The following is a 12,911-nucleotide window of genomic DNA, read 5'->3' as shown; positions in this document are numbered from 1 at the left end:
GGCGATGGGTAAAGCGATAAGGCTCGAAACATCGGGCTCGCCATAACGCAGCGCAACGTCCACCGGCTGACGAAACAAATTGGTGATTCTGTCGCCCAACAGCAAACGCACTGTGAGCTGAGGATGTTGGCGCTGAAATTCATCGAGCCAAGGTAGTAGAACGTTACGACCAAAGTCGGAAGGCGCTGACAGTTGCAGCACACCACTCACTTGATCCTGGCTGCGGGCTAACAATCGACGCCCCTCCTCAAGGCTACTCAGCGCAACCCTGGCGTATTCAAGAAACCCTTCACCCTCAGATGTCAGACGGAGGCTGCGGGTGGAGCGCGTCAGCAAACGTGCACCGAGTTGCTGCTCGATACGCTTAAGCGCCGCGCTGGCCACCGCAGCCGACAGGTCCATTACCCGAGCGGCTGCAGACAAACTGCCTAAATCAGCGGCGCGGACAAACAATTGCAAATCATCAAAACGCAGCATAAACGCTCGTATTATCAAAAAAATATTGAAAGAGACTGCTGTTTTAGCGGGTTTTATCTTTCAGAGAAATAGCTAATCATCCATTCCAGCCCAACCATTCATTTGGAACCTTCATGAAAGCTATCGCTTACTACACCTGCTTGCCCATCAGCGACCCCGCGTCTTTACAGGACATCGAACTAGCAGCCCCCGTTGCCGGTCCCCGCGATCTGCTGGTTGAAGTCAAGGCCATCTCCGTCAACCCGGTTGATACCAAGGTTCGTCAGAACGCTCAACCGGAAGGCGGCGCTGCCAAAGTCCTGGGCTGGGACGTCGCCGGAGTCGTCAAGGCGGTCGGCATTGATGTCACGCTGTTTAAGCCAGGCGACCACGTTTTTTACGCCGGCTCGATTGCCCGCGCCGGGGCCAATAGCGAACTGCACGTAGTCGATGAACGCATCGTTGGGCACATGCCTAAGTCCCTGAGCTTCGCCCATGCCGCCGCATTACCGCTGACGGCTATAACCGCCTGGGAATTGCTCTTCGAACGCCTGCAAGTTGCTGAAGGTGACGCGGACCAAGGCCAAAGCCTGATGATCGTCGGCGCAGCGGGCGGTGTCGGTTCGATCCTCACTCAACTGGCTCGACAGCTCACCGGCCTGACAGTCATCGGCACCGCCTCGCGCCCAGAGACCGAGTCATGGGTGAGAGAGTTGGGCGCGCATCACGTGCTGGATCACAGCAAGCCGCTGAATGAAGAACTGACCCGCGCCGGCCTGCCTCAGGTGACTCACGTTGCCAGCCTGACTCACACAGATAAACACTTGGATCAGTTGGTCGAAGCACTCGCCCCGCAGGGTCGCCTGGGACTGATCGACGACCCTAAATCCCTTGATGTAACGAAGCTCAAACGCAAGAGCATCTCTTTGCATTGGGAGTTCATGTATACCCGATCGCTATTCGAAACCGTCGACATGATCAAGCAGCACCAACTGCTCAACCGCATCGCAGACCTGATCGACGCGGGCACCTTAAAAACTACGTTCGGTGAACACTTCGGCACCATTAACGCCGCCAACTTGCGCCGTGCGCATGCACTGTTGGAAAGCGGTAAAGCCAAAGGCAAGATAGTCCTCGAAGGCTTTTGATAGTCGCGTGACGGCCCACTGTTCAAACGAACAGCGCCGTCAGTCCGACGCTTGATCGGGATCAATACGCTGGGTAATACCGGGACTACACTTGCTGCGTTTGCCAACCTCGAGGAAGTCAGCAATGAAAGTCCTGGTGCGAGAATCAACAAAATCCCAAGGAAGCCAATGGCAGGTCCGCATGGACCAACACGTCGTCAGCTTTCGCAGTGAGGCAGAAGCACGTGCGTTTGTCCGCACGCTTGAATCCAGGCTTCTAGCCCCACACCAGTTGCCCAATCGGCAGCAATACGCTGCGGGCTAGACCCGCCCGCATCAATGACCGTTAATCAGGCTCGCGCAGCGTCGTTTACCGACGCGTCCCGAATGCGCTGAAGACGCTGAGTTAACAACCCGGCAGACACCGCCAATACTCCGCACAAACTGATGACTGCAGCCATCGGAATGGCCGTGCCATTGTGCAGTAAACCCACCAACGCAGACGCGCCAGCCGCGACGCTGAACTGGAGACAACCGAGCAGCGCCGATGCGCTACCCGCTCGTTTCCACTGACCGTTCATCGCGCAGGCCGAGGCGTTAGGAATGATGCACCCTAGGCTGGCGATACAAATAAACAAGGGAATCAACAACGGCCAGAGCGCCTCCGTGTGCAACGCTGCAATTCCCAGCAAAACCAATGCGGCCGCCACATACACCCACGCCGCACGCGCCAGCAAAAAGGCTGGGCCGCGGCGGCTCAATACCCGGGCGTTGACTTGAGCCGTCAGAATGAAGCCAGCTGCATTGGAACCAAACAGCCAGCCGTAATGCTCCGGTGGCACGCCGTACATTTTGATAAATACGAACGGCGAACCGGAGACGTACGCAAACATCCCGGCCATGGCTATCCCGCCGGTCAAGGCGTGGCCTATGAATACCTTGTCACCCAACAACCGAGCGTATTGTTTGAAAGCGCCAGCCAACGGGTGGCGTGGATGCTCTGCAGGCATACTTTCCGGCAGCCCGCGAAAAACCGCCAACCAGCACACTGCACTGAAGATACTCAGCACCAGGAAGATCGAGTGCCAGCCATATAGATTGACCAGCAAGCCACCGAGCATCGGCGCGAGTATCGGCGCCAGCCCCATCACAAGCATCAGTTGCGAAAAAACCTTTGCCGATTCCACCGGGTTGCACTTATCGCTGACGATTGCTCGGGACAAGACCATCCCGGCACAACCACCCAAAGCCTGTACGAAGCGGGCGGCAACCAGCCATTCAAGAGTGGGCGCAAACGAACAGGCCAGGGAGGCCAGGGTGAAAAGCCCGACGCCAACCAACAGAGGGATTCGCCGGCCGAAACGGTCTGCGACAGGACCATAGGCCAATTGGCCGATGGACAGGCCCAGAAAATAGGCGGCCAAGGTCATCTGCACGTGCTTTTCGTCAGTCCCGAACGCCAAGGCAATGGCCGGAAAACCGGGCAGATAGAAATCGATGGCCAACGGACCAAAAGCGCTCAAGGCGCCAAGTATCAGGATTATTCTGAGGTTCATCGGTATCCAAAACTGTATTCAGCACGACTCACTAGTCTAACCGTCCTGAAACCTCAGAGCGTCCTGCGAGCAATTTTTTTCAATACTTTTCACAAATCGTACAATTGCCAAGTTTACAGCGTAACCACATAGCCTTCAGCGGTGATCAAATGCGAAATCGTGTTGGTGCTCAGTGCGCTTTCTATCTGTACCACACCCGTCGCCAGATCCACCTGTACATCAGCCGCAGGATCACTGCGCAATACTGCTTGGGTAATTGCACGTACGCAGTGCCCGCAGGTCATGCCTTGAACGTTAAATCGTTGCATAGTGATAGTCCTCAGTAAGATTGCACGCATCTTCAACCTTTCCATTAGGGTAAGGTCAAGTTCCTGTTTTAACTGCCGGGCTGGTATTCGTCACGCCGCTCGGCCAAGCTGCGATATCACCGTATTTCACGCAGGAGTATCAGCGATGCGCTGGTCAGCATTGAGTCTTTTCAGCATCCTTGGCCTTATGGCTTCAGCACCCTGGGCTCAAGCCGACTCGCAGGATTACAGCGTATTGATCATCTCGCGAGAGCGACTGGAGGTGGCAACCTCCTGCGAGATTGGCATCTATGTTCAGGACCAGTTGGTGGGTCGGCTGTTTCAAGAAGAGTCCACCTCTTTTAATCTGGCACCCGGTAAAACTGATGTGCGTCTGCGCCTGTTGCCGGGGCAAGTGCCGGGATGTGCGCCGGGTATGACCGTTCCAAAGCCCACCGTTATCCAGCTGCACGCCGGCGAAATCGTTAAATACCGAATCGCCAACAGTCCAAACGGTATGTACCTGAAGCCAGCCGCGCTGGAATATTGAGCCAATCATTGAACCGGGGGATCTGATGAACATCGGTCAAGCGGCGAAAAACAGTGGCCTGAGCGCCAAGATGATTCGTTATTACGAGTCCACTGGATTGCTCAAGGCGGCGCACCGCAGTGACAGCGGTTATCGCTTGTACGGTAAGGACGATCTGCACACACTGGCGTTTATCAAACGGTCTAGAGATTTGGGCTTCTCGCTGGAAGAAGTCTCAAAGTTGCTGACACTCTGGCAAGACCATAGCCGGGCGAGCGGCGACGTGAAGAACCTGGCACGTAAACACATCAGCGAGCTGAATCAAAAAATCGAGGAAATGGCCAGCCTACGCGACACCCTGCAGGAGCTGGTCGAACACTGCCAAGGCGACCACCGCCCCGATTGCCCGATACTCAAGGATCTTGCGTCGGGTGGCTGTTGCGATTGATGTTTTTTTCAAACAAAAAAAATCCGGCCTAAGCCGGATTTTTTGCTTTTGAACTACTGCAGTCGAATCACTGCATCCAAGGCGGAGGCGGCTCTTCGGCTTTGTTTGGTGGGGCTTCAGCGTCGGCACGACCGGCTTGACGACGGTCCTCGTCCAAACGTGCAGCTTCGATTTCTCGAAGAATTCCGCCAACATCGGCATCTTCTTCCGGCTCGTCGAATTCGCCTGTCAGTATCGTTGCCGGTGACAGCGTGCCCGCCTCATAGAACGACCACATTTCTTTCGCGTACTTGGTAGTCCGCAACTCTGGTGCAAACCGCCCAAAGTAGGACGCCATGTTGCCGACATCTCGCTCCAGCATGCTGAACGCGTGGTTGTTGCCCGCAGCGTCAACCGCTTGCGGCAGATCGATGATCACTGGCCCGCTCGGAGTCAACAGCACGTTGAACTCAGACAAGTCACCGTGCACCAAACCGGTACACAGCATCAACACAATCTGACTGATCAGGAACGCGTGATACTCGCGTGCTTGATCCGGTTCCAGTGTGACGTCGTTCAAACGCGGCGCAGCATCGCCATATTCATCAGCGACCAGTTCCATCAACAACACGCCTTCAAGGAAGTCGTATGGCTTGGGAACTCGCACACCTGCGGCGGCCAGACGAAACAAAGCCGCCACTTCGGCATTCTGCCAGGCGTCCTCGGTTTCTTTGCGACCGAACTTGGAGCCTTTCGCCATCGCTCGGGCCTGCCGGCTATTGCGAACCTTGCGACCCTCCTGATATTCGGCGGCTTGCCGGAAACTACGTTTATTCGCCTCCTTGTAAACCTTGGCACACCGCAGCTCTTCGCCACAGCGCACCACATAAACAGCTGCCTCTTTACCACTCATGAGTGGGCGCAGCACCTCGTCGACCAGACCGTCCTCGATCAGGGGTTCAATGCGTTTTGGAGTCTTCATCAGCTTTTTTTGTGGGTCCTTCGTGGCCAAATACGCAATTGTTGCTCGTTATACGGCAATCCTCTCACAGCGAGTAGTACCTGCCGACCTTTGACCTTCACAGAGATGTGTAAGGCTTCGATTATTTAGCAGCTTTTATGCCGAGCAGCGCATAGCCAACCATCAACGGGCGGGGTGCGCAAGTCTCAGTTTTTGAACAGTTCGCCCGGCGTGAAGCCAAACAGTCTTTTAAAGGCTGCAATAAACGCTGACGTCGAATCATATCCGCAGGACAACGCGGTGTTTGTCACGCTATCGCCGGCCTCCAAGGCACTGAGCGATGACAGCAATCGCACACGCTGGCGCCACCCGCGAAAACTCAAGCCGGTCTCACGTTGAAACAAACGCATCAGGGTTTTCTCCGAGGTGCCCAGACGATCAGCCCAATCATGCAAGGTAATAACCTGGCTGGGACTGGCGATCAGTTCATTGCACAACCCGAGTAATCGCGGATGGCGCGGCAACGGCAACGAGAAGCCGACCTCCGGCAGGTCTGCCAATTGATCGAGCAACACGTTGACCAAGCGTTCCTCGCGGCTATCGCCTTGGGGATAATCAGCCTGCAGCAGGCAAAACGATTTGATCAGCTCACGGGCCAACGCTGTTACTTCAAGCACCCGACAACGCTGGGGCGCCCACGCGCAGTCTTCCCGACGCACATATAAACTGCGCATTTCGGCCTGCGTTGACGTGACGACATCATGTTCAAGCCCGGCAGGGATCCAGACACCCCACTGCGGCGGTGCGAAAAAACTGCCTTCTGCGGTATGCACGCCCAATACCCCGCTGATCGCGTAGGCAAATTGCACCCAGTCGTGGCGATGCGGCGGCGTCCACGAACCTGCCCCCAAGCTTTCGACACGCGCATACAACGGACGCGGCAAAGCATTCAGCATCGGAATTTGACGTTCGGTCCCACGTTGTCCGTTAGTCGGCATCGATTGGCCTTATGTCGCAAGACGGCTATAGAGCGCTTACGTTACTCTGCCGACATGGTTTTTTACAAAACTCTTTCAGACAATTTTTAGACACTCAGGCCGAGCACCATGCACGTACTCACACACCTCAAACGCGTTGTCACCGACTGGTTCCTTTGCGGAATGCTGATCGCCACGCTGCTGGCTTATTTTTTCCCTAAGTTCGGCGGTGCCGGCGGTGGGATGCATTCTGAATACGTGATTAACGTTGGCGTGTTTCTGGTGTTCTTCCTGCATGGGGTCAACCTGTCCAGCGAGCAAATCAGCCACGGTCTGAAAAACTGGAAGCTGCACATCATGGTGCAAAGCTTCACTTTCGTGGTTTTCCCGTTGATTTGGCTGGCCTGCAACAAGCTGTTCGGTTCGCAGCTCCCAGCGTTGCTGATGCTCGGGTTCTTCTACCTCTGCGCCCTGCCCTCAACCATCTCCTCATCGGTGGCACTGACCGGCAGCGCCAACGGCAATGTCCCGGCGGCGATCCTCAACGCCAGCATGTCTAGCGTCTTCGGAATATTCATGACCCCATGGTTAGTGAGCATGGTGGTCGGTTCTGGGGCAGGCGGGATCGATCTCGGCGCTACCTTGCTCGATTTGTGCGCAATGTTGTTACTGCCGCTGGTGTTGGGACAGCTCGTCCGGCCGTTTTTCGGCAAATTCTTCGCCCGGCACAAGCGTTACACCAACATTGTCGACAAGCTGGTGATCCTGCTGCTGGTCTACTCGGCCTTCTGCAACTCAATGGTCTCGGGCATGTGGCAACAACAAGGCAGCTCTGTGATTCTCAGCGCCTTCATTGGCAGCGCTTTATTGCTCGCGATCATTCTGTTCATGACAACCCGTACCGCCCGCGCCCTCAAGTTCAGCCATGCTGATGAAGTGGCGGCGGTGTTTTGTGCAAGTAAGAAGTCATTGGCAGCCGGTGCACCGATGGCGGCGCTGATCTTCGGCAGCAACCCGGGGCTTGGGCTGATTCTGCTGCCGATCATGATTTACCACCCGATGCAGCTCATCGTCTGCTCAATCATGGCCGAAAGTTATGCGACTCGGCATCGGTTGTTGAAAGCACAGGAAAGTGAAGTTTCTGTAGGAGCCAACTTGTTGGCGAAGCGGAGTACCTGACACACCGCGTCGCTTCCTTCGCAGGCAAGCCTGCTCCCACAGTTGGGGAATACAGGGTGATGTACAGATGAAAAACTACCGCTCGATAATCGCGGTCACACCCTGACCGCCTGCCGCGCAGATTGAGATCAGGCCACGCCCCTGCCCCGCGACCTCCAGCAGTTTCGCCAGATTGGCAACGATCCTGGCACCGGTCGCAGCAAAGGGATGACCCGCCGCCAGCGAACTGCCTTTGACGTTCAATTTGCTACGGTCAATCGACCCCAACGCGCCCTCCAGGCCCAAGCGGTTTTTGCAGTAATCCGGGTCTTCCCACGCTTTGAGCGTGCACAACACCTGCGCCGCAAAGGCCTCATGAATCTCGTAATAGTCGAAATCCTGCAGCCGTAGATTGTTACGCGCCAGCAAGCGCGGCACGGCGTATGCCGGTGCCATCAATAGACCTTCGGCGCCATTAACGAAATCCACCGCCGCCGCCTCGCCATCACGCAAATACGCCAACACTGGTAAGCCTCGCTCCTTCGCCCACGCTTCGCTAGCCAACAACACCAGCGAGGCGCCATCGGTCAGCGGCGTGGAGTTGCCCGCCGTCAGGGTGCCTTTGGGGCCGCGCTCGAATGCTGGTTTCAAGCTGGCAAGTTTGGCCAGCGTAAGGTCGGGGCGCAGGTTCTGATCGCGGGTCAAACCTGAATACGGGGTGAGCAAATCGTCGTGCCAGCCTTCGGCATACGCTGCCGCCATCTTCATATGGCTCTCCAGCGCCAGCTCGTCTTGGGCGTCCCGGGAAATATTCCAGGTCTGCGCCATCAGTTCGCAATGCTGCCCCATGGACAACCCGGTGCGCGGCTCGCCATTACGCGGCAACTCAGGCTTGAGGTTGTGTGGACGCAGCTGTAACAAAGCCTTGAATTTTTCCGCAACGGTTTTGCTGCGGTTGACCTGCAACAAAATATGCCGCAAGTCTTCATTCACGCCAATCGGGGCATCAGAGGTCGTGTCCACGCCGCCGGCAATGCCACAGTCAATTTGCCCCAGCGCAATCTTGTTCGCCACCAGCAACGCGGCTTCCAGCCCGGTACCACAGGCTTGTTGCACGTCATAGGCGGGTGTCTGTGGCGAAAGCCGAGAGCCCAGCACGCATTCGCGGGTCAGGTTAAAGTCACGAGAATGCTTGAGCACCGCGCCGGCTGCCACTTCGCCCATCCGCAGCCCGTGCAAGTTGAACCGCTCGATTAGCCCCTCTAGTGCTGCAGTCAACATTTCCTGATTGCTCGCCGTGGCGTAAGCACCATTGGAACGGGCGAAAGGGATGCGATTGCCGCCGACAATGGCGACGCGACGTGGCAGATTCATAGCAGCTTCCTTGTTATTGAGCGCGAGTACTGGCTGTGTGATTAAAAAAGCGATGAGCACAGCGTAGGTCGGATTGCAGCGAACGCCGTCGGACTCAGGAGGTCAATTGCTTTGAACCCCGACTCTAGGAGAGTGTTCCATGTCGTCTGACCGCTATATTGATTTCGCCAACTCAGACATCGGCCGGCGCCTGATTGGCGCCGTTGGCCTGCCAACCCCGGCACGACTGGAACGCTGGCAAGCCGGGCGTCTGCGCCCGATCGAAGGCACTTTGCTGATCAGCGCTGGCCCCTTGGCCGATCACGTGCGGATTTTTGCCCAGCGGCTGACTGACTCTCTTTACAGCTTCGGCAGTGACCAACCCGGCGCTACTGCATGGGTTGCCGAGCAGGGTCCAAAGCTCAAAGCCGTGGTGTTCGACGCCAGCACCTTGACCCATACGGACCAACTCAAGCAACTGCGGGAATTCTTTCAGCCGATTCTGAAAAGTTTCGATCACAGCGCGCACGTGGTGATCCTTGGCGTGGCGCCTGAAACCTTGGCAGAAGACCCTCTCGCTGCCAGCACTCAACAGGCCATCGAAGGTTTCAGCCGCTCCCTCGCAAAAGAAATGCGCGACGGTGGCACGGTGCAGTTGCTGCATATCGACCAAGGTGCCGAAGATCAGTTGGAAGGTGCGCTGCGTTTTTTTCTGTCGCCCAAAAGCGCCTTTATCTCTGGCCAGGTTATACGCCTGAGTCCTTGCGCGACCCGGGTCCAGGACTGGAGCCGACCGCTGTCGGGGCGACGAGCGTTGGTCACCGGTGCAGCACGTGGCATCGGTGCGTCAATCGCTGAAACCTTGGCTCGGGATGGCGCAGAAGTGGTGCTGCTTGATGTACCACAGGCTAAATCTGACCTGGAAGCTCTTGCGGCGCGTCTTGGTGGTCAAAGCCTGGTGCTGGATATTTGCGCAGAAAGCGCCGCGCTTGAATTGACCGAGGCCCTGCCCAACGGCGTCGACATCGTAGTGCACAACGCCGGTATCACCCGGGATAAATCCCTGGTCAACATGACGGCCGAGTTCTGGGATTCAGTGCTGGCAGTCAACCTCAACGCGCCGCAGGTGTTGACCAAAGCACTGCTCGACAGCGGCACCTTACGTGACCACGGTCGAGTCATCTTGCTGTCGTCCATTACCGGCATCGCGGGTAACCGCGGGCAAACCAATTACGCCGCGAGCAAGGCTGGGTTGATCGGCATGGCCAGGGCCTGGGCGCCGTTGCTGCAACAGCGAGGCATCAGTATCAATGCCGTGGCACCGGGGTTCATTGAGACCAAAATGACCGCGGATATGCCCTTTGCCTTGCGTGAAGCGGGGCGACGAATGAGTTCTTTGGGTCAGGGTGGTTTACCGCAAGACGTAGCTGAAGCCGTGGCTTGGCTCAGCCAGGCGGGGACCGGCGCGGTGACGGGCCAAGTGCTTCGGGTCTGCGGCCAGAGCGTTATCGGCGCTTAATTTTTTCATGCCGACCTGTGGATCATTAAAGGAGATGACTGATGGCCTCTCAATGGAGCTACCTCAACGCACCACCCCCCTTGCCTGGGTTGTTCGTCCACGCCGCGCTTCGGCGCAAAGTTACAGGTTCGGTATTACCTGACGAAGGCTTGCGCTGCTGGGTGTCGGTCAACCGTCAACAGGTCGAAGCCTACCGCAAGGTTTGTGGGTTTTCGAACACCAGCTTGATGCCTCCTACCTATCCGCACGTGCTGGCCTTTGCCTTGCAAATGCAACTGATGACGGGCAAAGATTTTCCGTTCCCGTTGCTCGGCCTGATCCACCTGCGCAACAGTATTTCTATCCATCGGCCATTGGGCGGCGTGGGGCAAGTACGTGTCAGTGTTCACGTCGCCGACCTGCAACCCCACGCCAAGGGCGCAACATTCAGTCTGATCACCCAAGTTGAAGACGCACTCGGACCGCTTTGGGATGAAAACAGCACCATGCTCTGTCGCGGGGTACAGTTGCCCGGCGAACCGACGGGGGATTTCGAGCCCGCACCGTTGCCACTCAACGAAGTGACACGCTGGCTGGCGCCCGCAGATATCGGCCGGCAATACGCAAAGGTTTCTGGGGACTACAACCCGATTCACCTCAGCACAACCAGCGCAAAAATGTTCGGTTTCCCGACCGCCATCGCCCACGGCCTTTGGCTCAAATCCAGAAGCCTCGCCGCGCTGGACGATCATTTGCCAGCGTCGAATGTTGAAATCAGCGTAGAGTTTCAAAAGCCGGTTCGGTTACCGAGCGAAGTGGTGCTGTCAGCCAGCGCGGCAGGCTCCAGCGGCCAGTTTGTGTTGACTGGGCCGGACGCAAATCTGGTGCACATGATGGGCAGTTGGCAACCGTTGGTTTAGCGCATAGGAATTCACAGAAACACAGACCCCTGTAGGAGCTGCCGAAGGCTGCGATAGGCCCGAAAAATCGCAGCCTTCGGCAGCTCCTACAGAATATGTGCCTGCGATTGACTGTTGTTTCCCTCTTGCTTCCGCCCCCGTTCCCCTTGAAGCTACACCCCTTCAGGAGAGCCCGATGAACCTCGACGAACTTACCCAGCGCCTGCACCTTATCCGTGACCAAAACGACTGGCGGCAATTTCACAGCCCGAAAAACCTGGCGATGGCGGCCAGTGTCGAAATGGCCGAACTGGTGGAAATTTTCCAATGGCTCAGCGAAGACCAGTCACGGCAGCTGCCACCCGACAAGCTGGAACATGCTGGTCAGGAAGTGGGCGATATCGTGATGTACCTGCTGATGATGTGCAGTGAGCTGGGGCTGGACATGGAACAGGTGGTGCTCAGCAAGCTGGCCGACAACGAACGGCGCTTCAGCAAATGAGCGACCGTCATTTCGATCAACTGGCGACGCGTTTCGCTGAGAAAATCTACGGCGGAGCCAAAGGCGCAATCCGTCTGGCAGTGTTGCAAGCCGACTTGCTGGAAGTGCTACCTGACAGACCATTACGCGTGCTGGATATCGGTGCCGGGCTGGGTCATATGTCGCTGTGGCTGGCAGAGCGCGGGCATGACGTGACCTTGGCGGAACCGGCGTTGCCAATGCTCGACGGCGCTCGTGAGCGCTTTGCCGAGGCCGGTCAGACTGCAACGTTTATTCAAGCACCGTGGCAAGAATTGCTTGGGCAACTCACCGAACCCTACGACCTGGTGTTGTGTCACGCCGTGCTGGAGTGGCTGGCTGAACCACACGCGATTTTGCCCGTTTTGCATCAATTGACCAAAGCAGATGGCTGGTTGTCGCTGGCGTTTTATAACCGCGATGCGCTGATCTACCGCAACCTGCTCAAAGGCCATTTTCGCAAGATGCGCAAGAACGACATGGCCGGAGAGAAACAAAGCCTGACTCCGCAACAGCCCCTTGATCCCCGCGAACTGTCAGCGCAACTTGAAGGAATGTGGCGAGTCGAAGCTCAAAGTGGCGTAAGGGTTTTCCACGATTACATGCCGATTGATTTTCAGGCCAAGGTCGAGCTTTCGGCGCTGTTGGAAATGGAACTGGCTCATCGTCGCCATCCGAGCTTTGCCGGCCTCGGGCGTTACCTGCATTGGTTGTGCCGGCCACTGTGAGTTGTTTATCGTCAAACGGCTTATTGCGGAGAGCATCATGAAACGCCGGTTCGCTACAGTCGTGCTGTGCTTGGGCGTCAGCGCCTGCCAGAGCAGTAATCCCTACGTCGCCAGTTCCAATCCTTTGCCGCCAGCCCCCCAGCAAGCGGCCACTGCTGTGGACATGAGCGCTTACCCTGCGCCGACAATTGATTACGGGCGCTATCGCAATTGGACGTGGATCAATGGCCGGCTTCCCGGTGGTTCACCGTTTGCCAGCCCGGAGCAAGTGGCCGAGGCGGTTAGCAATGGGCTTGATCAACGCGGTCTGCGCCCGGCGATGAATAATCAACTCGCGGACCTCGGGGTGACTGCCGACGCTCACCTGGAAACACGCCTGCAACAGGTGCGCGATGATGTCTATGCTGGGGGCGGCTATGGCGGTTACCGCGGTGG

15 protein-coding genes and 1 pseudogene are annotated in these 12,911 nt (G+C 57.0%); 10 read left to right on the top strand and 6 right to left on the bottom strand.

Features of this window, described 5'->3' with window-relative positions; genetic code table 11:
• Nucleotides 1-477: LysR family transcriptional regulator (locus tag M0974_RS07605; protein ID WP_297834823.1), on the bottom strand; the 477-nt coding region annotated here is incomplete at its 3' end.
• A 113-nt stretch (nt 478-590) separates the two neighbouring features.
• Between M0974_RS07605 and M0974_RS07600 the strand changes: the two genes are divergently transcribed.
• Both M0974_RS07600 and M0974_RS07595 read left to right on the top strand, forming a co-directional pair.
• Entirely contained in the window at nt 591-1,604 is a 1,014-nt protein-coding gene (locus M0974_RS07600; protein WP_297834821.1) for a zinc-binding alcohol dehydrogenase family protein, read from the top strand.
• Nucleotides 1,605-1,728: 124 nt separating this feature from the next.
• Entirely contained in the window at nt 1,729-1,908 is a 180-nt protein-coding gene (locus M0974_RS07595; protein WP_297834819.1) for a hypothetical protein, read from the top strand.
• A 25-nt stretch (nt 1,909-1,933) separates the two neighbouring features.
• Here the strand turns inward: M0974_RS07595 and M0974_RS07590 are convergent, their stop codons facing one another.
• Together M0974_RS07590 and M0974_RS07585 are read right to left on the bottom strand one after the other, a co-directional pair.
• Nucleotides 1,934-3,139 (bottom strand): multidrug effflux MFS transporter, encoded by a 1,206-nt coding sequence (locus tag M0974_RS07590; RefSeq protein WP_297834817.1) that lies wholly within the window; start codon nt 3,137-3,139, stop codon nt 1,934-1,936.
• Between the two features lie 113 nt (nt 3,140-3,252).
• Complete coding sequence (locus M0974_RS07585) at nt 3,253-3,447, bottom strand: heavy-metal-associated domain-containing protein (RefSeq protein ID WP_297834815.1); 195 nt, start codon at nt 3,445-3,447, stop codon at nt 3,253-3,255.
• Nucleotides 3,448-3,592: 145 nt separating this feature from the next.
• Here M0974_RS07585 and M0974_RS07580 point away from each other — a divergent pair, with 145 nt between their 5' ends.
• Nucleotides 3,593-3,976 (top strand): hypothetical protein, encoded by a 384-nt coding sequence (locus M0974_RS07580; RefSeq protein WP_297834813.1) that lies wholly within the window; start codon nt 3,593-3,595, stop codon nt 3,974-3,976.
• A 25-nt stretch (nt 3,977-4,001) separates the two neighbouring features.
• Complete coding sequence (gene cueR, locus M0974_RS07575; protein ID WP_297834811.1) at nt 4,002-4,403, top strand: Cu(I)-responsive transcriptional regulator; 402 nt, start codon at nt 4,002-4,004, stop codon at nt 4,401-4,403.
• A 67-nt stretch (nt 4,404-4,470) separates the two neighbouring features.
• Here cueR and M0974_RS07570 read toward each other — a convergent pair whose 3' ends face one another.
• Both M0974_RS07570 and M0974_RS07565 read right to left on the bottom strand, forming a co-directional pair.
• Complete coding sequence (locus M0974_RS07570; protein ID WP_297834809.1) at nt 4,471-5,364, bottom strand: PA4780 family RIO1-like protein kinase; 894 nt, start codon at nt 5,362-5,364, stop codon at nt 4,471-4,473.
• 185 nt (nt 5,365-5,549) lie between these two features.
• Nucleotides 5,550-6,341, bottom strand: coding sequence for a helix-turn-helix transcriptional regulator (locus tag M0974_RS07565; RefSeq protein WP_297834806.1), 792 nt, complete (start codon nt 6,339-6,341; stop codon nt 5,550-5,552).
• 108 nt (nt 6,342-6,449) lie between these two features.
• Between M0974_RS07565 and M0974_RS07560 the strand changes: the two genes are divergently transcribed.
• Nucleotides 6,450-7,499 carry a bile acid:sodium symporter family protein gene (locus tag M0974_RS07560; RefSeq protein ID WP_297834804.1) on the top strand — a complete coding sequence of 350 codons (1,050 nt, stop codon included), beginning with the start codon at nt 6,450-6,452 and terminating at the stop codon, nt 7,497-7,499.
• Between the two features lie 75 nt (nt 7,500-7,574).
• Here the strand turns inward: M0974_RS07560 and M0974_RS07555 are convergent, their stop codons facing one another.
• On the bottom strand, nt 7,575-8,852 hold the full coding sequence (locus M0974_RS07555) for an acetyl-CoA C-acetyltransferase (protein WP_297834802.1): 1,278 nt from the start codon (nt 8,850-8,852) through the stop codon (nt 7,575-7,577).
• A gap of 139 nt (nt 8,853-8,991) precedes the next feature.
• Here M0974_RS07555 and M0974_RS07550 point away from each other — a divergent pair, with 139 nt between their 5' ends.
• From M0974_RS07550 to M0974_RS07530, 5 genes and pseudogenes are all read left to right on the top strand, one after another.
• Nucleotides 8,992-10,350, top strand: coding sequence for a 3-oxoacyl-ACP reductase (locus M0974_RS07550; protein ID WP_297834800.1), 1,359 nt, complete (start codon nt 8,992-8,994; stop codon nt 10,348-10,350).
• Between the two features lie 41 nt (nt 10,351-10,391).
• Complete coding sequence (locus tag M0974_RS07545) at nt 10,392-11,249, top strand: MaoC/PaaZ C-terminal domain-containing protein (protein WP_297834798.1); 858 nt, start codon at nt 10,392-10,394, stop codon at nt 11,247-11,249.
• Nucleotides 11,250-11,424: 175 nt separating this feature from the next.
• Nucleotides 11,425-11,730, top strand: coding sequence for a nucleotide pyrophosphohydrolase (locus M0974_RS07540; RefSeq protein ID WP_297834796.1), 306 nt, complete (start codon nt 11,425-11,427; stop codon nt 11,728-11,730).
• Nucleotides 11,727-12,476 (top strand): methyltransferase domain-containing protein, encoded by a 750-nt coding sequence (locus M0974_RS07535; RefSeq protein WP_297834794.1) that lies wholly within the window; start codon nt 11,727-11,729, stop codon nt 12,474-12,476. The genes M0974_RS07540 and M0974_RS07535 overlap by 4 nt, the downstream gene beginning before the upstream one ends.
• Nucleotides 12,477-12,513: 37 nt before the next feature.
• Nucleotides 12,514-12,911 (top strand): annotated as a pseudogene (locus M0974_RS07530) (DUF4136 domain-containing protein); the annotation flags it as partial.

The organism is Pseudomonas sp. (assembly GCF_026224925.1).
In the GTDB taxonomy this organism is placed as follows: Bacteria; Pseudomonadota; Gammaproteobacteria; order Pseudomonadales; family Pseudomonadaceae; genus Aquipseudomonas.
Note: the sequence above shows the minus strand (reverse complement) of the source record. Positions and strands in the feature narration are given on the sequence as shown.